This window comes from Burkholderia sp. MSMB1078WGS (assembly GCF_001528895.1).
GTDB lineage: Bacteria > Pseudomonadota > Gammaproteobacteria > Burkholderiales > Burkholderiaceae > Burkholderia.
Window position 1 is genome coordinate 124,006 of record NZ_LPDI01000037.1, and the last position, 21,540, is coordinate 145,545.

The window sequence follows — 21,540 nt, forward strand, 5'->3', positions numbered from 1 at the left end:
GCCGACGCAATTGGCAATTCGGGCGCGGCCGAGCGGCATTGTCGGCATTTCGTAAGAATTGGCGCGCAAGCCCGGAGGGTCGACAGCGCGTGCCGGGCGACGTCACGTGCTGATCTGCAACACCTCGTCGATCACCGCCACTTTGATCCCGCTGCCCGTCGACAGCGACGCCGTGCCCTCGCCGAACGGATGCACGGGCGGATCGGTCGGCGTCCACGCATGGCGTGCGAGCAGTTCGCGATAGCCGCCGCGGATCACGAAGCCCCCGCATTTGCGCGCATATGCGTCGCGTCGCATCCGGTACGCGCGCGGCAGGTCGTACCACGGCAGCTTCGGCAGGTCGTGATGGACGAGGTGATAGTTGTTGTTCAGGTACAGCAGCCGCATCGCGAACCCGGCTTCGTTGATCGCGATGCGCGCCTTCGGATGCGGTGCGGCGCGATGCTCGTACAGCGAGCGGATCATCGCGAGCGACAGCGCGGGCCATGTCACGAGCAGCAGGTAGTACCACCACGGCACGCCGATCGCGCAGTGCAGCCACGCGAGCAGCGCCGCCACGCACGCGGCATGCGTCGCCCACATCGGCAGATAACGAAAGTCGCCGCGCCGGAACGCGGCGAACGCATCGCCGAACGTCGCGGCGATGGCCAGCGGCGGCCCGACGACGATTCGTCCGACGAAAGTCTTGCGCGCGACCGTCAGCGCCCGGCGCCAGCGTGGCAGCCGCGCCCAGCGTTCGCGCGTCACGTAGTTCGTTTCGGGATCGATGCCCGGCACGGTCAGGTCTTCGTCGCGGTGATGGTCGAGGTGCGTGTCGCGATACAGCGTGTACGGATACCAGACGGTCAGCGGCGGATAGCCGAGCAGCTTGTTCACGAACGCGGAACGCGTCGGGTGGCCGTGCAGCAGTTCGTGCTGCAGCGACAGATGCCACGCGCCGAGCAGGATCAGCGGCGGCGTCGCGGCGGCGAGCGACAGGTGCCCGTCGCGCACGAGCAGCAGCACGGCGAGCCAGCCGCCGTAGATGACGACGACCAGCAGCCAGGTCGGCCACTCGGTGCGGGCGGTGAAGCGGGCGTCGAGCGCGGCGATCGCGCGCGCGTGGTCGACGTCGAAATATTCGGCCATGGCGTTGAGGCGGGGTGGATCGGGCAGTGCGGGGAACGAGCGGGGGAACCGGGGCGCTCGGCCCGGGTGCGCTGGTGTCTCGCGGATCACGGTCGACCTGCACGGCGTCGCACACGGTGGCGGCGCCGACAGGCATTCGAACGGTACCGGGGCGGAGCGGCCACGCCAACCAATCGATTCGCATTTGCTTATCGTGCCGGCGCCGATAAGCATCGGGGCCGCCGCCGATGCGTAGAATGTCCGCATGAAGCCCTGGATCGCAGTCTTGCCGATGTACAACGTGACGCCGCGCCACACGGCCCTTTGGCGCGCGCTGCTGCGCGACGCGCTCGATGGGTTCGCGAAGGCGGGCGGGCCCGCCGGCGTTGCGCTGCCCAACGCGCCGTTCGACGACCTGCATGCGCTGTGGCGGCGCGACGATCTGCTGCTGTCGCAGACCTGCGGCTATCCGTACCGGATGCTGGGCCTGCGTGATGCCGTGCGATTGATCGCGACCCCGGTGTTCGACGCGCCCGGTTGCGACGGTGCACGCTACAGCAGCGTGCTGGTCGTGTCGGCGCGCGCGCATGCGGGCGGCGCGACGACGCTCGCCGCATGCCGCGGACTGCGGGCTGCCTTCAACGGCGAGGATTCACACAGCGGGATGAATGCATTCCGGCACGCGATCGCGCCGCATGCGCACGACGGCCGGTTTTTCGGCTCGGTCACGCCGTTCGGTTCGCACCTGAACGTGCTGCGTGCGCTGGCGTCGGGGGAGGCCGATTGCGCGGCGATCGACTGCGTGACGTTCGCGTACGTGCGCGACGCGCTGCCCGGTCTGCTGACGGATATCCGGATCGTCGGCACGACGGCATCCGCGCCGGGATTGCCGTTCATCGCATCGCGGGCGCTGGCGGACACGCAGGTCGGTGCGTTGCAGGATGCGCTCGATCGCGCGGTCGCGGCCGATGCGCAGCGCGCGCGCGTGCTGAGGCTGAAGGGATTCGACCGGCTGTCGCCGGCCGACTACGACGCGATTGCGCGGTTCGAGCGGGAAGCCGTCGCGCACGGCTATCCCGAACTCGCGTGACGCATGGGGCGCGGCGGCGCCGCGGCCGTCCGCCCCGCGGCCCGCTTACTCCTCGTCCATCAACCGGACCTTGACCCGCTTGCCCTTGATCTTCCCGGCATTGAGCTTGCGCAGCGCGTCGCGCGCGACGCCGCGCTCGATCGCGACATAGGTCGAGAACTCGGTCACGTTGATCTTGCCGATCTGCTTGCCGTCGAACCCGGCGTCGCCGGTCAGTGCGCCGAGCACGTCGCCCGGACGAATCTTGTCCTTGCGTCCGCCGAGAATCTGCAGCGTTTCCATCGGCGGCAGCAGTACACTGTCGTCCGCCGGCGTCAGTTCGGCGAGCGGATGCCATTCGACGTCGCGCTTCTGCGCCTGTTCGATCGCGCCGACGCGGCCCATCTCGTCCATGCTCGCGAGGCTCAGCGCCCAGCCGTCCTGATCCGCGCGGCCCGTGCGACCGATGCGGTGCACGTGCACTTCGGGGTCGGGCGTCACGTCGACGTTGATCACCGCTTCGAGCTGCGCGATGTCGAGCCCGCGCGCGGCGACGTCGGTCGCGACCAGCACCGAGCAGCTGCGGTTCGCGAACTGGATCAGCACCTGGTCGCGCTCGCGCTGATCGAGCTCGCCGTGCAGCGCGAGCGCGTGAAAGCCCTGCGCGTGCAGCACGTCGAGCAGATCGCGGCACTGCTGCTTGGTGTTGCAGAACGCGATCGTGCTCACCGGCCGGTAGTGGTTCAGCAACTGGCCGACCGCATGCAGCCGCTCGTCCTCGGTCACTTCATAGAAGCGCTGGCGGATCTTGCTGTCGTCGTGGCGTTCCGCGAGCTTGATTTCCTTCGGATTGCGCAGGAACTGTTGGCTCAGTTTCGCGATGCCGTCCGGATAGGTCGCGGAGAACAGCAGCGTCTGGCGCGTCGTCGGGCACATCCGCGCGACCTTCGCGATGTCGTCGAAGAAGCCCATGTCGAGCATCCGGTCGGCTTCGTCGAGCACCAGCGTAGTCAGCGCGTCGAGCTTCAGGTTGCCGCGATCGAGGTGATCCATGATGCGGCCCGGCGTGCCGACGACGATATGCGCACCGTGCTCGAGGCTCTGCGCCTGCGGACGCATCGGCGTGCCGCCGCACAGCGTCAGCACCTTCACGTTTTCCTCGGCGCGCGCGAGGCGGCGCACTTCCTGCGCGACCTGGTCGGCGAGCTCGCGCGTCGGGCACAGGATCATCGCCTGCACGTCGAAACGGCGCGCATCGAGGCGCGCGAGCAGCGCGAGCGAGAACGCGGCGGTCTTGCCGCTGCCCGTCTTCGCCTGCGCGATCAGGTCCTGGCCGGCCAGCGCGACCGGCAGGCTGGCCGCCTGGATCGGCGTCATGTCGACATAGCCGAGCTGCGCGAGGTTCGCGAGCGTGGCGGGCGTCAGCGGCAGCGCGCTGAACGGCGTGGCGGTCGGTTGGGTCAAGACAGGTCTCCGAGGTAGGGGCGGCCTTCCATCTGCTCGTAGACGACGTTGCCTTCGTCGTCCTCGAAGCGTTCGAGATAGTTGCGGGCGCCGCACAGCGGGCAGCGGAACAGCAGCCCCTGGCCCTCGTCCTTGATGACGACGTCGGACTGCTCCCACTGCGTGCCGCAGCTCTGGTTTCGGCAGGTAAACACGGTCTTTCTCCAGCTGAATTCGGTTGTGCGCCCTTTGCGGGCGGTCGCGGGCGTCGCACGGCCGCGGCGCTCGCGTGCACCCGCGGGCGCGGGGCGGTGCAGACGGAGGCGCAAGGGTGCGACGCTGCGGATGATGGATCGGGAGGGCGATTCGGGATCGCGCGTGCCGCAATTCTAGCGGATACCGCGCGCCACGCCGGGCCGGATGCGGCGGAACCGGCGCCATCGGTCGATTTCGCCCGGATATCGCGACCGTGCGGCCGGTGGCGCGCATCGGGCGCGCCGGGCGTCGACGCAAAAACGGCCATCCTCCCGGATGGCCGTGGATCGCCGCCTGCCTCCCCGTGCTCCGGGGCGAGACGATGTCCGCCTTTCAGGCGAAACAGGCCGGAACGGGCGACGGTCGCCCGTCGGGTTCGCGTGGCGTGTCGCGGTTCGGCGCGTTACAGCGCCATGTCGGCCGACGCCTTCGCCGGGCGGGCCGGCGCGGCACCGGCGCCGGACGGAGCCGGCGCGCCCAGGTCGATCTTCGGCGGCGGCGCGAGTTGCAGCACGTCGCTCGTGTAGGTCCATTCCTCGACGACCTTCGCCGGGCTGTCGTTCAGCTTGGTGCCGTAGCTCGGCACGATCTGGCGGATCTTCTGCTGCCACTCGGGCGTCGCGACCTTGTCCTTGAACACCTTCTGCATCAGGTTCAGCATGATCGGCGCGGCGGTCGATGCGCCCGGCGACGCGCCGAGCAGGCCCGCGATGCTGCCGTCCTTCGAGCTGACGATTTCGGTGCCGAGCTTCAGCACGCCGCCCTTGACCGGGTCGCGCTTGATGATCTGCACGCGCTGGCCGGCCTGCCACAGGCGCCAGTCTTCCTTCTTCGCGTTCGGGAAGTATTCCTTCAGCGCGTTGAAGCGGTCGTCGTCGGACAGCATCAACTGGCCGGCGAGGTACTGCACCAGCGGGAATTCGTCGACGCCCACGCGCATCATCGGCGCGACGTTGTGCAGATTGGTGCTCTTCGCAAGGTCGAAGTACGAGCCGTTCTTCAGGAACTTGGTCGAGAACGTCGCGAACGGCCCGAACAGGATGATCTTCTTGCCGTCGATGATCCGCGTGTCGAGGTGCGGCACCGACATCGGCGGCGAGCCGACCGACGCCTTGCCGTATGCCTTCGCGAGATGCTGCTTCACGACCTCGGGGTTGTCGGTCACGAGGAACGAGCCGCCGACCGGGAACGCGCCGTAGTCCTTCGCTTCGGGGATGCCCGACGCCTGCAGCAGGTGCAGCGCACCGCCGCCCGCGCCGATGAACACGAATTTCGCGTCGACCGCTTGCGGCGGTTCGTCCGAGTGCAGCTTGACCCACGACACGTGCCACGTGCCGTCGGCGTTGCGCGAGATCTCGCGTACTTCGCTCGACAGCGACAGCGTGAAGTTCGGCTGCGTCTTCAGGTAGCCGACGAACTGGCGCGTGATCTCGCCGAAGTTCACGTCGGTGCCGATCGGCGTCCACGTCGCGGCCACCTTCTGGTTGCGATCGCGGCCTTCCATCATCAGCGGCACCCACTGCTTGATCTGGTCGTAGTCTTCCGAATACTGCATCCCGCGGAACAGCGGGCTGGCCTGCAGCGCTTCGTAGCGTTTCTTCAGGAAGCGGACGTTGTCGTCGCCCCAGACGAAGCTCATGTGCGGCGTCGAGTTGATGAACGAATGCGGGTTCTTCAGCACGCCCTGTTTCACCTGCCACGCCCAGAACTGGCGCGAGATCTGGAACGACTCGTTGATCTCGATCGCCTTCGAGATGTCGATCTTGCCGTCCGCCTTCCCCGGCGTGTAGTTCAGCTCCGCGAGCGCCGAGTGGCCGGTGCCGGCGTTGTTCCAGCCGTTCGAGCTTTCCAGCGCGACGCCGTCGAGGCGCTCGACCATCGTCATCGACCAGTCGGGCTGGAGTTCGTGCAGCCAGACGCCGAGCGTCGAGCTCATGATGCCGCCGCCCACCAGCAGGACGTCGACCTTCTTCGTGTCGGCGGCGTGCGCGGACGATGTCGCGACGCACAGCGCGAGCGCCGACAGTATTACCCGTAACGTTTTGATCACAGCAGATCCCTTTTTCAACTTGGATGCATCGGTTTGCCATGCCGCCCGGCGCACGGTTCCCGCGATTTCGTTACGCCGAAACACGGGTCCGGAGATCCGGACCGCGAATCCGGAACTCCGGATCGACGCTGCGCGCCGTTGCATTTGCGCACGCGAAGCCATTCGGAAGGACACCTTCGGATCGGCTTCCCGCGAGCCGGCAAGCGCCTGCGTCGCGACGGTGCGCCACGCGTCCGGGCCGTGGCGGCAAGCCTGGGCGGACGGCGCTTCGGGCCGCGTCGAAAGCGGCCGCGTGCGACGCGTTTTGCCAGGGCGGGACGGCAAGGGGCGCGTAATATAACCGAACTCGGACAACGTGTCGCAGACGCTGAATATCCCTGTTTTTGTGGGGTTTTTCGTGCGTCCGGGTTTCCGGAATGGCGGGGCGGAAAAGCGAGATTTCGTGGGAAGCGCAGGGGCGTCGGGCGGCCGACGTCAACGCTTCGCAGGCGAGGCTGACCGGCTGCGCCGTGCGATGGCTGAAGGGAAGCGCAAGCGGCGGACTCGAGCCGTATCGTGACCGGCGCGCGCGGCTACGATGGAGAGTGGGTCGAATCCATCTTTGCGCAAATTACTGGATGTGGTGAGTGCCGGTTGACGTGTCGTCGCCTCCCCTTCCGCCCGCGTCGCTTCGAGCGAAACGAGTCGGAACGGCTGAACGAAACCTGACGTTCGTCGCAGCCTCGCTTTTTCTTCGACTGACGTTCAAGAAATCAATTCGAAGTGTTTTCTGCCGTTCGGCACTGCATCGATGACAAGTCGCCGATCGAAGCTCGCGAGCTTGCCGCTGTGCGCGCGAGCGAGCGCGAGCAGATACGTGTCGGTCAGCTGCGCAGAGGACAACAAGCGAGTCGCATCGACGTGTTCTGCGTCGAGCAAGCTCACATCGTCCGGCCAGAAAGTATGGCCTGCGTGGCCCCGCAGTTGCGCGACGAGCGGTGCAACGGATACCGGCGAACCCATCGTATTCGGATATTTTGGATCACCGATGATCCGCAGAATGCCGTTCTCGGTCAGGGGGCATGTGGCCCAGCTAGCGTATCCGACGCGACCGAACCATGCGTGCGCGGATTCGTGCTGAACGTGCGAAGGTCCTGCAATGCAATAAGAACATTGACGTCGGTAAGGTAGGTAATCAAAGCGAATCGTCACGAAGTTGATTAACGGTATCGAGCGTGACCGGGTGGGGCGACGACGAGACCGGCATCAGAGGTAACCCGTTGCGGCTCGTCTGGCTGGCCGGCGTTCGCTGCAATTCGGCGCGAGCGAGTTCGGAAATGACCTTGCCGATACTCATACCCGGCCTTGCACGTTCCCTGGCGAATGCGAGGACGTCGTCATCGATATCGATCGTGGTACGCATGAGGTGGTTCTCCCATTCGGCATCAAACGCCACCCATTTTTACTACGACCGCTTCAAACATCAAGCATCAGTCATCAAGAGGCTCCGAAGTATGGCGGCGCCTTTGATTTATCGGAAATTCGACCCGGGTATTCAATCAAGTATTTGATTTTATGGAAATTATTGTGCGCTCCATACCGCGGGTGATCGATCCGGTTCTGCATGCTGGCGCTGCGTCGAGGTGCGAAATGACCGGCGCCAGAACCTTCGCTATCTGTAACGGGTGCGTATGCCGACCTGATTGCACAGGATCCGCACCTTTGAGAGGGGCGGTCAGCCGCAGGGGCGCCTGCAATCGCGCTCAGGCTACCGCATCCGCGTAACGACGCCAGAAGCAGCGACATCGGGACGGATACGTCCGTCCTCACGCCGCAGGGCGACCTGAAGCACGGCGCGATCTCGGTGTTCACGTACAAGAGCGGCAGGAGGGCGCTGCTCGACAGCGTCAGGATGCAATGCGGGGCGGCCGGTATCGCGCGCCAGCCGCAGGCGAAGACCTCAGGCCGCGATATCGGCGAACACGTCGCGGTCGATCACACCGGGCACGAGGCGCGGCTGCCGCAACCACTCGAACGCGAGCTCGACGATCGACGGCGTCGGCCGGCTGCAATGTAGCGACCTGAGCGATTCACGGTCGATCCACGCGCAGTGTGCGATCTCCTGCGCGGGACGCGCGATCGCAGCCGGATCGATCTCGGCGAGAAACACGTGATGCAGCTTGTGCGTGCCCGCGATCCGGAACAGATAACGGGCGCGGCCGCATGTGAGCCCGGTTTCTTCCAGCAGCTCGCGCCGCGCGGCGTCGCGCAGCGATTCGCCGTCGTGCGGCTTGCCGCCGGGCAGCGCCCAGCGGGCATTCAACCGGGCGACCAGAAGGATCCGGTCGCCGCGTCGACAAAGGACGGTGGCGCGTTCTTTCATTTCGGTTTCCTGATTGCATGCCCGCGTCGAACGGCGGACAAAAAGACGCCGCCCGCGAAGGGCGGCAAGGTAAGGACAGGTTCGCTACTGCGTGCCGGACGAGATGACCGTTTCGTCCGGCACGGCCATTGTCGCGAGGCGATGCCGCGCAGTGAATCAGACGGGTCCGATTCGAAGGCGGATCGGGCGGAAACTCGACCCGGCGCGGTTGCATACCGTGACGCGGTGATCGCCGCCGTGGTCGTGATGGCGGTGGGGTGCTCCGGGCGCGCCGCCGCCGCGGCGATTACACGCGTCGAACGCGCGTGCTGTCTGCGCCACGCTCCGCGTCGTGCACGATGTGCAGCTCGCGCGTGCGGATCGGCAGCGACGACCGGCAGGACGATATCGGCGACATGGCCGTCATCGACCACGCGCGCACCGAGGCGACGCTGCGCCGGCTCGGCCTCACGTATCTGGACAAGGACGACGCGCTGCTCGATGCGCATTTCGGCTATCTCGCCGAATGCGGCTTCATGCCGCCGCCGGCCGAGCCGACGCCGCGCGCGAACGATGCCCGCCGCGACGCCGAGCCCGAACCCGCGTGGTGAAGACGTACCCCGTTTGATCATTCGCTGTCATCGCATCATTCATCAAGGAGGCATCATGCTGCAACGTACTGCGACGCAACCTCGTCCGTCCACGCTCGTCTACGCGCCGCAAACGCCGATCCTGTCCGGCTCGGCCGATCTCGACGTGCCGGCGCGTGACGCGTGGCGCGTGGTCGGTGATTTCGCCGGCTTCTCGCGCTTCATCACGGGGCTCGACCATACCGACATGATCGGCGAAGGCGTGCGCTTGCTGCGCATCAAGCATTTCGCGGACGGCAACGTCGTCGTCGAACAGCTCAACAGCCACGACGACGAAGCGATGGTGATGACGTGGAGCCTGATCCATACGTCGTTCGACATCGGCAATCTGTGGGCGCTGATGCGCGTCGAGCCGCGCGGCGACCAGGCCTGCACGGTGACGTGGGACATCGCCGGCGAACCGTCGCACGGCGGCGCCGCGCGCCAGCCGGAATTCGACGCGTTCGTCACCGGCTTCCTCGACATGGCGATGACGAACCTGCGCGCGCTGTTCAAGTCGCAGTAACCGTGTATCGCCCGCCGGCGCCGTGCCGCTACGCGGCGGCGCCGGTCCACGCGTCCGCCTTGCCCGGCGCGTGGCTTTTTTTCCTGGCCGGTGGTGCGCACGCGTCGTCGTGCATCTGTGCGAACGCATCGCGTAACGCGGCCTTCATGAAGTCGACCCACGCGCGCGTTTTCGCATCGAGATGCTGACGTGACGCGTACACCAGGAACACGCCGATTTCTTCCGCCTGGTAGTCGGGCAGCACGCGCACCAGCGCGCCCGAGCTCAAGTCTGCCGCGGCGCCGAAGTCCGGCAGCAAGCCGATCCCCGCGCCTTCGCGCACCGCGATCGCGAGCGACGCGGCGACGTCGGCCGTCATCGACGGATTGACGTCCACCGTTTGTGCTTGCCCGCCGTTCCACAGCGTCCAGATGCGCTCGTGATACGCGGGCGCGACCAGCTGTACGCAGCGATGGTGAACGAGCGCGCCCGGCGAATCGGGCGCGCCGTGCGCATCGAGATACGCGGGCGATGCGCACAGCACGCTGCGGATGCGGCCGACATCGATTGCGACCTGTTCGGAACTCGGCAGGCTCGGCATCGCGATCACCGCGACGTCGTAGCTGTCGCGCACCAGTTTCGGCAAGTGCGGCGCGAGCGTCAGGTCGACGCTGACGTCCGGGCAGCGCGCCTGGAATTGCCCGATCAGCGGAATCACGAAATGGTTCGCGATGCTGGCGCTGCAATGCGCGCGCAGCCGGCCGTGCGGATGCACGCGCGCGTCGCGCGCCTCCCGCTCGCTCGCATCGACGGCCAGCGTGATGTCGCGGGCGCGCGCCAGATAGCGCTCGCCCGCTTCGGTCAGGCACATCGAACGCGTCGTGCGGTTCAGCAACCGGATGCCGAGACGATGCTCGAGCGACGCGACGAGCCGGCTGACGTGTGCGGTCGTGATGCCGAGCCGTTTGCCGGTCTCGGTGAAGGTGCCCGCCTCCGCGAGCGTGACGAACGCCTGCATGCTTTGAATCAGATCCATCGGGGTATCGGAGTCTCCGGCCGGCCAGGTGGCAATGCCGCTACTGTAGCGACGGCTGCGGCACGCCGCGCGCGCATCAGCGATCGATCGTCGCAAAACGGACAATCGACACGCGGCTTAGCGCCGCCGGAAGTATTCGCTCGGCGCAACGCCCAGCGCTTTGCGGAACATCGCCGCGAACGCGCTGGGGCTGTCGTAGCCGTGTTCAAGCGCGAGTTCGAGGATCGGCGTGCCGGCGGCGAGGCGCGGCAGGCTCAGCAGCAGCCGCGCGTGGCGGCACCACGCGCCGTGCGTCATGCCCGTCTCGCGCTTGAACGCGCGGGCGAGCGTGCGCTCGTTCATGTGCGCGTCGCGCGCCCACGCCTGCAGCGTGACGACCGACGACGGGTCGTTGATGAGCCGCGTGCACAGCGCGACGAGCGCGGGATGGCGCGGCATCGGCACGTGCAGCGACAGCGACGGCGCGATCTCGATCTCGTCGAGGATCAGTGCGAGCACGCGGCCCGCGCGATGCGACAGGTCGTAGTCGGCGGGCAGGTCGCAGGCCGTTACGATCAGTTCGCGCAGCAGCGTGCTGACCTCGATCACCCGGCATTCGGTCGGCAGGCTCGGCCGAACTTCCGGGCCGACGAACACGGTGCGCATCTGCACGTCGCCGGCCGAGCGGATCTCGTGCTGCGTGCCGCCCGGCACCCATACCGCGCGGCCCGTCGGCACGACCCAGCTACCCGCGTCCGCATGCACGATCATCACGCCGGAAATCGCATGGATCAGCTGGCCCTGGCGGTGCGAATGCGGCGGGTACGCCGTGCCCGCCGGCGAGTCGGATGCGACGACGGCGATTTGCTTTTCGCGCGCTTGACGCTCGAGTGCGACGAAGAAGTTTTCCAATTGATCAGTGTGTCCTTTTCTCGACGACGAATGCGCTTTACGCGCGAGATCGACCACATAGGTCGAAATTACCATAAGCCCATCGTTTGTTCGACCTCCTTGCCACCCGATGCGCGTTCCGTCCATTCCGTCCGCTTCGCCCGTTTCTCCCGCCGTCGAGACACGCTTGCCGCGCGTGCGGCGTGCCACCTGTGCGGCCGTGCTGCTGGCATCAGCAGCGCTGGCCGCGTGTTCGGTCGGCGAGCCGTACCGGCCGCCCGTGTCCGACGCGGCGCGCACCGGGCCATTCGACGCGGTGGCCGACGTGCCGGCCGCGGCGGCGGGCGAGCCGCCGCAACGCTGGTGGCGCCTCTACGACGATCCCGTGCTCGACGGCCTCGTGCGCGATGCGCTCGCGCAGAACCGCGATCTCGCGGCGGCCGTGGCGCGGGTCGAACGCGCGCGTGCCGTGTTCGACGAGGCCGGCGCCGCGCGGCTGCCCGATACGACGGCCGGGTTCGGCATCGATTACGGCAAGCACGCGCCCGACCAGATCGTCGCGGCGGCCAAGGACACCGATGCGCATACGCGCTGGGGCTTCGCGCCGTCGTTTTCGCTGTCGTGGGAAGTCGATCTGTGGGGCCGCGTGCGTCATCTGCTCGATGCCGCGCGCGCGGATGCGGATGCGGTGCAGGCCGCGTCCGATGCGATGCGCGTGGTGGTGGCCGCCGAGACGACGGCCGCGTATGCGCAAGTGTGCGCGTATGGCGAACGGATCGACGTGGCCCAGCAGTCGGTCGGGATCGCGGACCGGCTGGCCGCGCTGACGGCGAAGCAGCGCGCGCACGGGCTCGTGTCCGATCTCGAAGTGGCGCGGTCACGCGCGTTCGCCGACGACACGCGCGCCGATCTGCCCGCGCTCGTCGGCTCGCGCCACGCCGCCCTGTACGAACTCGCGGTGCTGACCGGGCGTGCGCCCGGCGCGTTGCCCGACGCCGTCGCGCATTGCCGTACCGCGCCGGTGCTCGCCCGGCCGTTCCCGGTCGGCGACGGCGCGTCGCTGCTGCGCCGCCGTCCCGACCTGCGTGAAAGCGAGCGTCAGCTGGCCGCCGCGAATGCGCGAATCGGCGTGGCGACGGCCGAGCTGTATCCGTCGATTTCGATCGGCGGCTCGGTCAACTGGCTGTCGACCGGCGGCGATCCGTCGACGCTTGGCGACAAGTACGCGATCGCCTGGGGCGTCGGCCCGCTGATCACGTGGCGCTTTCCGAACATGGCGGCGAGCCGCGCGCGGCTCGCGCAGGCCCGCGCCGACGACACGCTCGCCCGTGCCCAGTTCGATGCGCAGGTGCTGCGCGCGCTGAAGGAAACCGAGCAGGCGCTGGCTCGCTACGGTGCCGCGTGGCGCCGCCGCGCCGCGCTCGAAACCGCGCGCGCCGAGCATGCGCGCGCCTATCGCCTCGCCGAGCTGAACTACGAGGCCGGCGCACTCGATTTCCTCGGCGTGCTCGACGCGCAGCGCAGCCTCGTCGCGGTCGATTCGGCGCTGGCCGAGTCGACGCAGCAGGTCTCGCTCGACCAGGTCGCCGTGTTCAAGGCGCTCGGAGGCGGCTGGCAACCATAGCCTGCCGCGTTCGCAGCATCCCTGCCCGTTCTCTTGCACGCCAACCCATCATTTCGATCATGAGCACGACTGCCGTACCCGAAAAAGCCAAATCCGCCCGGTTCTCCCGGCGCCAACTGATCGCTGCGGGCGTCGTGCTCGCCGTCATCGCGCTCGCCGTGTTCGGCTGGCACTGGTGGACCGTCGGCCGTTTCATCGAGAGCACCGACGACGCGTACGTGCGCGCCGACGTCGTGACCGTCAGCTCGCGCGTGTCGGGTTACGTCACGCAGGTCGCCGTCGACGATAACCAGCCGGTCAAGCGCGGCGACGTGCTCGTGCGGCTCGACGATAGCGACTATCGCGCGAAGGTCGACGATGCGCAGGCCGCCGTCGCGGCGGCCGAGGCGACGCTGCAGGCCGAGCAGGCCGCAGCCGCGACGCTCGACGCCCAGATCGGCCAGCAGCGTAGCCAGGTCGCGCAAGCCGACGCCGACGCCGCCGCCGCGCGTGCCGAAGCCGCGCGGCGCGATGCCGATGCGACGCGCTACAAGCAACTGCTGGCCGAATCCGCCGCGAGCGGACAGCGCTGGGAGCAGGCCCACGCGGATGCGCTCAAGGCGCGCGCCGAGCTGGCCCGTGCTGGCGCGGCCGTGCGCGTGCAAACCGACCAGCAGACCGTGCTGCAGCGCCGTCGTGAACAGAGCACGGCGGCGATCGCGCAGGCGCGTGCGCGGCTCGCAGCCGCCCAGGCGAAGCTGGCGCTCGCGCAGCTCGATCTCGACCACACGGTGATCCGAGCGACGCGAGACGGTAGCGTCGGTCAGCGCGCGGTGCGGGCGGGCCAGTACGTCGAAGTCGGGATGCCGCTGCTCGCGGTGGTGCCGCTGAGCGACGTGTACGTGGTCGCGAACTTCAAGGAAACGCAGTTGGGCGCGATGCACGACGGCCAGCCCGCCGAGATCGACGTCGACACCTATTCGGGCCACACGTTGCACGGCCGTGTGGTCGGACTTGCGCCGGGCTCCGGCGCACAGTTCGCGCTGCTGCCGCCCGACAACGCGACTGGCAACTTCACGAAAATCGTGCAGCGCATCCCGGTGAAGATCCGCGTCGATGCGCCGCCGGCCGGCGTCGTGCTGCGGCCCGGTATGTCCGTGATCGCGCGCGTGGACACGCGCAGCACGCAGGAGGCCGGCTCGTGAGCGCGACGACCGCGCAGGTTGCGCAAGAAGACACCGTTTCGCTTCGCGCGTGGGTCGCCGTGCTCGGCGGCGTGTTCGGCTGCTTCATGGCCGGCATGAACGTGCACGTGACCAATGCGTCGCTGCCCGACATCCGCGGCTCGCTCGGCGCGAGCTTCGAGGAAGGCTCGTGGATCACCACCGCGTACCTGGTTGCCGAGATCGTCGTGATTCCGCTCACCGGCTGGCTCGTGCAGGTGTTTTCCGCACGACGCGTGCTGTTGGTTGGCGCCACCGGCTTTCTCGCGTTTTCGCTCGCGTGTTCGGTCGCGCCGAGCATCTCGACGATGATCGTCGCGCGCGCGCTGCAGGGCGCGTTCGGCGGCGTGCTGATTCCGCTGTCGTTCCAGCTGATCGTCACGGAATTGCCCCCGTCGAAACATCCGCGCGGGATGGCGCTGTTCGCGATCGCGAACAACGTCGCGCAGGCAGCGGGCCCGTCGGTCGGCGGCTGGCTGACCGACATGTATTCGTGGCGCTGGATCTTCTATCTGCAGATTCCGCCGGCGATCGCGCTGGTCGCGGCAATCGGCTGGGCGATCCGGCCCGTACCCGTGCAGCTCGGGATGCTCAGGCGCGCCGACTGGTTCGGGATCGCGACGATGGCGGTGGGCCTGAGCGCGCTGCAGATCGTGCTGGAGGAGGGCGGGCGCAAGGACTGGTTCGCGTCGGACCTGATCGTCGAGCTGTCGATCGTCGCGGCGCTCGGGTTGGCCGCGTTCGTCGCGATGGAGCTGCGGCGCAAGGACCCGTTCATCAACCTGCGGCTGCTCGGCCAGTACAACTTCGGGATCGCGAGCCTGATGCAGTTCCTGTTCGGCGCGGTGGTGTTCGGCGTGGTGTTTCTCGTGCCGAACTACTTTGCCGAGCTGCACGGCTACAGCGCGCGCGACATCGGTCTCGCGATGATTCCGTACGGGCTCGTGCAGTTCGCGATGTCGTTCCTGACGCCGCCCTTGATGCGCCGCACGAGCCCGCGCACGACGATCGTGCTCGGCTTCGTGCTGGTCGCCGCGGGCTGCCTGATGAACATCCACCTCGACGCCGATGCGGCGTCGAACGTGATCGTTCCGTCGTTGATCGTGCGCGGGATCGGGCAGTCGTTCGTCGTGATCGCGCTGGCCGTGATGGCCGTCGACGGGATCGAGAAGGCGCAGCTCGGCTCGGCGTCGGGCGTGTTCAACATGGTCCGCAACGTAGGCGGCGCGATCGGCATCGCGGTGATGAGCCAGATCGTCGTCGAGCGGCAGAAGCTGCATGCGATGCGCATCGGCGAGGCGGTCACGCCGTTTTCCGAAGCGTTCCAGGAACGCATGGCGATGCTCGCGCGGTTGCTTGCCCGCGTGCACGCGCCGCGCGCGGACGTGCTGCCCGGCGGGTCGATCTCCGGCGTGCACGAGCTGGCGCTCGGGCTCGTCAACCAGCGCGTGATGCGTGAGGCGCTGCTCATGGCGTACAGCGATACGTTCCTGATCGCGGGCATCGCGATGATCGGGTGTACGGCAGCTGCGTTCATACTCAAGGGCAAGAAGCAGGCATGACGCAGCAGATAGGACATGTCGAAGGCGGCCGTTCGCACCTCCACAGGGCCGACCCGTACGGCTAGCTTCGTGTAGCTCGCCCCGCTTTCAATTGGCGACACGCGGCGTCTGAGAAGCGATGCGGATCGAACGTCAAGCCTGGCGCTACACATTGTCGCGCGGCGATGCCGATCTCGTTGGGTGTCGCGGGTAGTTGTTCTCGGCCGATGTCACGGGGGTATCGCGTGTTTTCCGCGCACTCAATCGACGAGCGTCGCGCGGAGCGCATAGCGGCGTGGCGGGCACGCCGAGGGCACGTGAGGCACCGCAGTAAGACGGCAACATCGCGCAACGCATGTAACGAACGCGTCTGATGCGACCCGTGGCCACGGTATTTCGCGCCACGGGCCATCTAGCACGCGCTTACTCCTACTCGATCAGGAACCGCTCACGCCTTTTACCCCTAATCCAACCCGGTTCGCGTCCGCGACCGCTCCACGTTGCGCCTGTCTTTGGATCACGATATTTGGGTGGCACGCTGCTTTGAGCTGCACGTGTGCCAGGTGCCGCCCGGCGACGCCCGAAGACTTGCTCAGGCGTTATCCCATATTCGGCCACGCGGGCGCGCACTTCCTGAAGGACGGCTTCAAGCTCCGCTTGTCGTGCTTGCTCCGCTTGCTGCATCAGTTGTTCTGCTTGGGCTTTCAGCTCAAGATACGTTGCCATCGAAGTTCCTCCTGTCGGATGTACTGCGACTATAGACGGGACTGTCCCACTCAAACACCTGAAGCGAGGGCAATACGATGTGGCTACATATATTTAAATTTCAATCACCGACATGAATTCACCGGTATCGGCCGGTGCTGGATAAAAAAATTACAACGTCATCGTAAAATAACCATCAACTGTTTCAATTTCAGAAATATCAAGCGAAATTTTGGTAATGCGTTTTTAAGAATGATGTGTGATACGTGCGAATGATATTTTGTCGTGAAGATCGAGCGCCTCTATCCTCCCGAGTTTGGTAGTTGACGATCCGCAATACACGAACCAACAATGCCGTGGCAAGCCCCCGACTTCCGATGGTGACTGCGATATGGGCGGGTGGCAGCAGAGTCAAATGGGTGTGTGGTGCAAGTGGACCGTCTCGAGCGAAACGGTACGTGATGAGCGAATGCCGGTACGACTCGAGAGTGTTCGCATTCAGGTTGAGGCAAATCCATGGAGCAACGTGAGAATACATGTCAATCCGACGAGAAGGTGGCGTGCACGCTGCCGACTGACGAATGCGCGGTGTTGCGCGAGCGGCTGCGGCTTGCGGAACTGGAAATCGGCCGGTTGCAAAACTGCTTGGGGCTCAAGACCCAGGAGCTTGACAGGTTGACCCGGGTTATCGTCAATTTCTCGATTGTTCATTGTGATGTTGAGACAAGGTTGCAACGTGAGCTCGACGCGGCGCGCACTGGCGTGTGCGGTAACGCAATATCGAATCCCAACGCCTTCGTCAATGTTGATTCGTCGGATAGTCTCATTACTGTAAAGCTGCCTTATATAACCAGCATTCTGTCCGTGTTGTTCGACAGCATGTTCGAATTCTGGGCTGACTGTGATCCTCAGCGCTTACCCAAATCCTCTGCTGTCGCGCATGCGATCGATGCGCGCCTGGGGCTGGCCGCTCAAACTAACGGCGAAGCTTCTCGAAGCGGCCAGGCATACGCGTCGGCAATTCGCCCCGATTGGGTCAAAGACGCGGATCGCCGACATCATCGCCACGGGCAGCGACACTGAGCCGGCCACGGACTCGCGTTCCGGATGCAAAATGGCCGCACAAGCTAAGGCCGACACCGAGCACCACGTTCAACGGGTTTGGCCGCTTTGCGAACGGTTGTACGCTCAATGATCAGGGGATGGGGTATGACCGACCGAGCTCGCAAACGAGGCGACAGAGCACGGGCTGAGCCAGGTCACATGGCGTAGCAACGCGCTGGCATCGCAGTCCAAACGCTCGAACGTCGAAGCGCGGAGATTGATGGCGCAGACGAGATAGTTCGTCGCATTCGCACGTTCGGCAATTGGCAGAGTGTCGAGTTCAAGCCCGGCGCGTCGGTAAAGGCGCGCTATCGCGTAAGAGAGCGCGCCGATAATGCGCGTTGCTCCTAATGAAGCCGCGATCGCAAGGACCGGTGGGAAGAACTGCATCCCGTTCGAGCGACCCTTTGATCGAACGAGCCGGGCGTTGGCGGCAAACCGAGATAACTCCCATACGGTGTGCGAGATGGGTAATGCGCAATTCGGTGCATGTGCGTGCAGCGTCTGGAGCAAATACGGTTTGGTCGTTGGCATCAGCCTCGCACAGCCGCAGACTTGTTCCATCGGATCCAGTAACACGACGTGGATCGTATCTCCTCGGTCGAAGTGGTCCCATTCGGTGGCCCTGACGGCATCGGCATTGGGCAACTGCCAACCGAGGCGTTTAACGAAGACTTCATATCGGAACTCGCCAAGGCCATGGCGCAACGGGGCGGGTATATCGACAAGCCTGCCTGCAAAGATCGATTGCACGGTTTTTCCCTCGCACTAAAGAAACCGTGTCACGCTAGCAAGCAGGCGGTCTGAACGGAACTAGTGATATAGGGAGGGTGTAGGTCGCAAAAGGCACGTGCGGGTGCGCACACGGGAGTGCGAACGTTAGGTGTCGCTGCGATGTGTGTGCGCGAGAGGCATCGGGTATTCCGACAGCGTAAGGCCGACAGCGTAAGGCATGCGCGAGAAGGCGCGTGAGATGATACGGCGCGCCGGGCAGATGAATTGCCGATCAGACCAGAATCAATCCGCGGGCGGCCGCATACACGGCCGCGGCGGTTCGGCTATTGACGCGCAGGCTCCTCTTTGCCTCGTCGATGTGGTAGTCAACTGTATGGGGCGATATACCGAGAATGCCTGCAATCTCCCATGATGATTTGCCGCGCGCGACCCACGCGAGACATTCCTTTTGGCGCGGGGATAGCTTGGGCAAGGGGCCGACACAGCGCGGGCGGGCCAATCGATTCAGCTCTTGATGAAACAATGCGCTAATGAGGCTTGCGAGCCGCAAATTGACCTCGGTCTTGATCTCCGGTGAAGGGCTTGCGAGATTGACGAGCAAGATGTTGCCATCGGGCTCGTGAATCGGGATGCTTACCCCATTAACTAATCCGGCCTCGCGCGCTTCGTCGAGCACGCGCTGCTCGATGTGGTTTAACCCCGCTATATCGGTCCAACGATAGGGTGTGGCATGCACGAGCGCCATGCGATGAACGGGATCGACCGGACCATAGTCGTGCTTCGCATAATGAAAAACCCAATTGTCGGGATAGCGCGTGCAAAGCGTGTCGACGGCCATCGCTACGCGCGAGCGAGCACGTGCGCGCGAAAGGCGGCTGACAGCAAAACGAGGAAACCCTAACGAAGCGGCCACGTCACCGAAGAGTTTCATGAGTGACGAGAGATCCACGGTATCGAGAAAGGATGTGGCCAGTGGCGCCCATCGCGCAATCGCGTGTGAAGGTTGCAGCGCCGCGACGGGCGTGTTGCCCACGCTGCAGGGAAAGATCTGATCCACCGATGTCCCTCGCAGAAAATCGTCGCGCATCGCACTCGCGTGATGACCATGCGCGCAAAATTCAGGCTCAAACAACACAATGTTTGGCAATGGCGCTTGTTTTACTCGTGACGGATATATGCGTGTTGCCTGACGTTATTTTAGACCCGTGTGGGCCAATCGTGGGTATCAATATTTAGCGTCGCGATACATCAACGAGCAACCAACCCAGCACACAGGAACGGTATTCGCTATATCCGGAACTCAGGTTGCGCGCTTGCCCCTGGCCGCATTCGAACGGCGCGCCTAATGAATGAGTAGCGTTGCCGCGGAAAAGCCGCCAACACCCTGCGCGTAGAGCATGAGCGGGGTGCCTGGCGCGAGCGCATGGCAGTCGGCAAGGTTGATAAAGGGATCGCTCACCGTCACGTGTGCGATGCGCGAGAAGTTGCGAATAAAAAGACGCGCAGGTGGCAGACCCAGCGACTGGACGAGCCGCTGCCACGACGGCAGGTCGAGATGCGGTGGCAAGATGTGACACGCATCGGCTAGCGCAATCTGGGCGTTGCTCGCGAGATGCGTGATGAGCTTTCTGGCGGCAAGCTGGTATTGGGCGACGGAGTTCGGTTCGGCCTGGTCAAGCATGCCGCGCCAACCTTGCCCGGTGGCATGCGTGGCTATCGCAACAAGGCGGTTGATATGGGCGTGGCGCTCAATCGTTGCGGCAAACGCCCCGTCGCCCAGGAGCGCGGAGGTACCCATGCGGCGCTCTGCCTCAATGGGCATCGTGTCTGCTCCGACGAGCAGCACGCGATTGAGCGAGCGGTGCGCGGCGAATAGCGCGCGCACAATGCGCAGCGCGCCGAGCGAGGACGCGCAGTGCTGTTGGGCAAACGAAAACGACTGCGCGCGGGTGAATCCAAATCGCTCGCATAGCGCGCGCGGCAGCGACTGCGGCGGCGGCGCGATGCTGCCTTGCAGCGTATGGGTGTACACGAGATAGTCGATCGAGTCTGGTGCGATCGGCGCGGTGCACAACAACGACTCGACGGCTTTGACCGCGAGGCTTAGCGCACTGTGCTCATATGCCACGTGAAAATCGCACACGCCTGATCGTTCGAGCTTTGCGATGATCGTGTCGGGCTGGCGCGTACGGCGGCCCCATGCCCGGACCGTGTCGACACGCTCGGGCAGATAGTATGCGACATACGGAATACCGATCGACACGTCCGTCATCGATTGCTCCGACCGGGCTCACGCGAGATGGCGGGCGCACCGCGCGCGTCAAGCAGGGCGCAGCCCACGTAGCCGCACAAGCTCATCCCCCATATCAGGACAGGATCGTGTGTAGGCAGTGTGTTGTCCGTGAGCCTCTCGCTCAGTTGGATAATTGGTTCTGCTGCACCGAGGTGCGCATCATGACAGCGCGCGTGGGCGCGTGCCTTCATGTCCAGATGATGCGATACGCGCTCGGTAGGTGCCGGATTGAGATCCTGTCCGATGCCAGTGACATCGCACGCCGCGAGCGCGTGTTGCGCGAGCATCGCGTCAATGAGTTGCAGCAGAGTCCGCTCCGAGGCGGAATCGAAATATGAGCGTTGACCCAACGGGCAGTCGGGCCGCACCGGGCATTGACGCGTTTGCGCGTCCATCACGCGAAAGCCGCGGGTTGTTGCCGTGGCCCGCTCAAGCAAAGCGGCGGCTGCGGCATCACCTTGCGCTGCCCCCTGCGCGGTCCATCGTGAAAACGGTGGTGTCCATTTTTCTGCCGCGACAATCAGTGCACACTGGACGTCGGGCTCAGCGACCATCAGGTCCCGGACGAGCTGCAAGGCGGAAAATAGTGAGACAGCATGCTGCTGGGAGATCGAAAACGCAAAGCATGGCGGGCCCACTACGCTTGCCAGACGCCCCGCCGTTGTGGTCGATACGTGCTCATCGACGCTGCTGTGACAAAACACAATGATATCGATGGGGACAGCAGCCGGATGCCGGGTGGCGAGTATCTCCTTGGCCACGCGCACGGCGAGCCCCGATAGCTGCTCTTCGCGTTCAACGGGAATACGAAGCGGCCGCGCGTGGTGATCGGCACTATCACCGGCGTAGGCTGACGGCGTATCGAATGCATCGAAGTCAGCACGCCAGGCCGTGATCCAGGCATCCCAGCCGGTGCGAGTCGTAGAGTGTGACGCGGTGAGCGTAGCCTCTGCCGATCGCGGCGCGTGCGTGAGCGCCATGGCGGGCGGCACATAGGTACTGAGCGCGGTAATGATTGGCGACATCGTGGT

General features: G+C 65.4%; 21 protein-coding genes. 7 read left to right on the top strand and 14 right to left on the bottom strand.

The annotated features are described in order from the left end of the window. Nucleotides 1–102 precede the first annotated feature (102 nt). Nucleotides 103–1,128: a fatty acid desaturase gene (locus tag WT24_RS08475; protein WP_060032639.1), complete on the bottom strand. Its 1,026-nt coding sequence runs from the start codon at nt 1,126–1,128 to the stop codon at nt 103–105. A 244-nt stretch (nt 1,129–1,372) separates the two neighbouring features. Between WT24_RS08475 and WT24_RS08480 the strand changes: the two genes are divergently transcribed. Continuing rightward, a complete protein-coding gene (locus WT24_RS08480; protein ID WP_060032642.1) occupies nt 1,373–2,197 on the top strand; it encodes a phosphate/phosphite/phosphonate ABC transporter substrate-binding protein in 825 nt (274 codons plus the stop codon). A 45-nt stretch (nt 2,198–2,242) separates the two neighbouring features. Here the strand turns inward: WT24_RS08480 and dbpA are convergent, their stop codons facing one another. From dbpA to WT24_RS08510, 6 genes are all read right to left on the bottom strand, one after another. After that, a complete protein-coding gene (gene dbpA, locus WT24_RS08485; RefSeq protein ID WP_060032645.1) occupies nt 2,243–3,640 on the bottom strand; it encodes an ATP-dependent RNA helicase DbpA in 1,398 nt (465 codons plus the stop codon). After that, on the bottom strand, nt 3,637–3,834 hold the full coding sequence (locus tag WT24_RS08490) for a hypothetical protein (protein WP_006483193.1): 198 nt from the start codon (nt 3,832–3,834) through the stop codon (nt 3,637–3,639). The genes dbpA and WT24_RS08490 overlap by 4 nt, the downstream gene beginning before the upstream one ends. Nucleotides 3,835–4,277: 443 nt before the next feature. Next, a complete protein-coding gene (gene mqo / locus WT24_RS08495; protein ID WP_060032648.1) occupies nt 4,278–5,924 on the bottom strand; it encodes a malate dehydrogenase (quinone) in 1,647 nt (548 codons plus the stop codon). A gap of 744 nt (nt 5,925–6,668) precedes the next feature. Continuing rightward, a complete protein-coding gene (locus WT24_RS35255; protein WP_257127455.1) occupies nt 6,669–6,926 on the bottom strand; it encodes a hypothetical protein in 258 nt (85 codons plus the stop codon). A 172-nt stretch (nt 6,927–7,098) separates the two neighbouring features. Next, nucleotides 7,099–7,326, bottom strand: coding sequence for a DUF2191 domain-containing protein (locus WT24_RS08505; protein ID WP_060032750.1), 228 nt, complete (start codon nt 7,324–7,326; stop codon nt 7,099–7,101). A gap of 537 nt (nt 7,327–7,863) precedes the next feature. Next, entirely contained in the window at nt 7,864–8,286 is a 423-nt protein-coding gene (locus tag WT24_RS08510) for an NUDIX hydrolase (protein WP_060032650.1), read from the bottom strand. 305 nt (nt 8,287–8,591) lie between these two features. On the opposite strand from WT24_RS08510, the gene WT24_RS08515 reads away from it, so the two are divergent. Beyond that, nucleotides 8,592–8,876: a hypothetical protein gene (locus tag WT24_RS08515; protein WP_257127456.1), complete on the top strand. Its 285-nt coding sequence runs from the start codon at nt 8,592–8,594 to the stop codon at nt 8,874–8,876. 55 nt (nt 8,877–8,931) lie between these two features. Continuing rightward, on the top strand, nt 8,932–9,420 hold the full coding sequence (locus tag WT24_RS08520) for an SRPBCC family protein (protein WP_060032657.1): 489 nt from the start codon (nt 8,932–8,934) through the stop codon (nt 9,418–9,420). Nucleotides 9,421–9,448: 28 nt separating this feature from the next. On the opposite strand, the gene WT24_RS08525 is transcribed toward WT24_RS08520, so the two are convergent. After that, on the bottom strand, nt 9,449–10,435 hold the full coding sequence (locus WT24_RS08525; protein ID WP_060032660.1) for a LysR family transcriptional regulator: 987 nt from the start codon (nt 10,433–10,435) through the stop codon (nt 9,449–9,451). Between the two features lie 117 nt (nt 10,436–10,552). Next, nucleotides 10,553–11,326 (bottom strand): helix-turn-helix domain-containing protein, encoded by a 774-nt coding sequence (locus tag WT24_RS08530; RefSeq protein WP_060032664.1) that lies wholly within the window; start codon nt 11,324–11,326, stop codon nt 10,553–10,555. 199 nt (nt 11,327–11,525) lie between these two features. Here WT24_RS08530 and WT24_RS08535 point away from each other — a divergent pair, with 199 nt between their 5' ends. From WT24_RS08535 to WT24_RS08545, 3 genes are read left to right on the top strand one after another with little or no spacing between them, the layout of a single operon-like run. Continuing rightward, nucleotides 11,526–12,929, top strand: coding sequence for an efflux transporter outer membrane subunit (locus WT24_RS08535; protein ID WP_257127457.1), 1,404 nt, complete (start codon nt 11,526–11,528; stop codon nt 12,927–12,929). Between the two features lie 59 nt (nt 12,930–12,988). Further along, nucleotides 12,989–14,113, top strand: coding sequence for an HlyD family secretion protein (locus WT24_RS08540; protein ID WP_060032670.1), 1,125 nt, complete (start codon nt 12,989–12,991; stop codon nt 14,111–14,113). Further along, nucleotides 14,110–15,693 (top strand): DHA2 family efflux MFS transporter permease subunit, encoded by a 1,584-nt coding sequence (locus tag WT24_RS08545; RefSeq protein WP_060032675.1) that lies wholly within the window; start codon nt 14,110–14,112, stop codon nt 15,691–15,693. Before WT24_RS08540 ends, WT24_RS08545 begins: the two co-directional genes overlap by 4 nt. A gap of 408 nt (nt 15,694–16,101) precedes the next feature. Here WT24_RS08545 and WT24_RS32410 read toward each other — a convergent pair whose 3' ends face one another. Next, nucleotides 16,102–16,398, bottom strand: a complete 297-nt coding sequence (locus WT24_RS32410; RefSeq protein WP_082742129.1) for an H-NS histone family protein — start codon at nt 16,396–16,398, stop codon at nt 16,102–16,104. Nucleotides 16,399–16,893: 495 nt separating this feature from the next. On the opposite strand from WT24_RS32410, the gene WT24_RS08550 reads away from it, so the two are divergent. Beyond that, nucleotides 16,894–17,460, top strand: coding sequence for a hypothetical protein (locus tag WT24_RS08550; protein ID WP_060032678.1), 567 nt, complete (start codon nt 16,894–16,896; stop codon nt 17,458–17,460). Between the two features lie 105 nt (nt 17,461–17,565). Here the strand turns inward: WT24_RS08550 and WT24_RS32415 are convergent, their stop codons facing one another. The 4 genes from WT24_RS32415 to WT24_RS08565 all read right to left on the bottom strand — a co-directional run bounded on the left by WT24_RS32415 (nt 17,566) and on the right by WT24_RS08565 (nt 21,534). Then, entirely contained in the window at nt 17,566–18,234 is a 669-nt protein-coding gene (locus WT24_RS32415) for an acyl-homoserine-lactone synthase (protein ID WP_082742130.1), read from the bottom strand. Nucleotides 18,235–18,487: 253 nt separating this feature from the next. Then, nucleotides 18,488–19,303 (bottom strand): LuxR family transcriptional regulator, encoded by an 816-nt coding sequence (locus WT24_RS08555; protein ID WP_082742131.1) that lies wholly within the window; start codon nt 19,301–19,303, stop codon nt 18,488–18,490. A 255-nt stretch (nt 19,304–19,558) separates the two neighbouring features. Continuing rightward, complete coding sequence (locus WT24_RS08560; protein ID WP_060032684.1) at nt 19,559–20,488, bottom strand: 3-oxoacyl-ACP synthase; 930 nt, start codon at nt 20,486–20,488, stop codon at nt 19,559–19,561. Then, complete coding sequence (locus WT24_RS08565; protein WP_082742132.1) at nt 20,485–21,534, bottom strand: hypothetical protein; 1,050 nt, start codon at nt 21,532–21,534, stop codon at nt 20,485–20,487. The genes WT24_RS08560 and WT24_RS08565 overlap by 4 nt, the downstream gene beginning before the upstream one ends. Nucleotides 21,535–21,540: the final 6 nt, after the last annotated feature.

Excerpts from the sequence above, each read along its gene's own strand:
- WT24_RS08475 (WP_060032639.1), bottom strand. The coding sequence starts at position 1,128 with ATGGCCGAATATTTCGACGTCGACCACGCGCGCGCGATCGCCGCGCTC.
- WT24_RS08480 (WP_060032642.1), top strand. The coding sequence starts at position 1,373 with ATGAAGCCCTGGATCGCAGTCTTGCCGATGTACAACGTGACGCCGCGC.
- WT24_RS35255 (WP_257127455.1), bottom strand. The coding sequence starts at position 6,926 with ATGGGTTCGCCGGTATCCGTTGCACCGCTCGTCGCGCAACTGCGGGGC.
- WT24_RS08505 (WP_060032750.1), bottom strand. The coding sequence starts at position 7,326 with ATGCGTACCACGATCGATATCGATGACGACGTCCTCGCATTCGCCAGG.
- WT24_RS08510 (WP_060032650.1), bottom strand. The coding sequence starts at position 8,286 with ATGAAAGAACGCGCCACCGTCCTTTGTCGACGCGGCGACCGGATCCTT.
- WT24_RS08520 (WP_060032657.1), top strand. The coding sequence starts at position 8,932 with ATGCTGCAACGTACTGCGACGCAACCTCGTCCGTCCACGCTCGTCTAC.
- WT24_RS08525 (WP_060032660.1), bottom strand. The coding sequence starts at position 10,435 with ATGGATCTGATTCAAAGCATGCAGGCGTTCGTCACGCTCGCGGAGGCG.
- WT24_RS08540 (WP_060032670.1), top strand. The coding sequence starts at position 12,989 with ATGAGCACGACTGCCGTACCCGAAAAAGCCAAATCCGCCCGGTTCTCC.
- WT24_RS32410 (WP_082742129.1), bottom strand. The coding sequence starts at position 16,398 with ATGGCAACGTATCTTGAGCTGAAAGCCCAAGCAGAACAACTGATGCAG.
- WT24_RS08550 (WP_060032678.1), top strand. The coding sequence starts at position 16,894 with ATGGAGCAACGTGAGAATACATGTCAATCCGACGAGAAGGTGGCGTGC.
- WT24_RS08555 (WP_082742131.1), bottom strand. The coding sequence starts at position 19,303 with ATGCGCGACGATTTTCTGCGAGGGACATCGGTGGATCAGATCTTTCCC.
- WT24_RS08560 (WP_060032684.1), bottom strand. The coding sequence starts at position 20,488 with ATGACGGACGTGTCGATCGGTATTCCGTATGTCGCATACTATCTGCCC.
- WT24_RS08565 (WP_082742132.1), bottom strand. The coding sequence starts at position 21,534 with ATGTCGCCAATCATTACCGCGCTCAGTACCTATGTGCCGCCCGCCATG.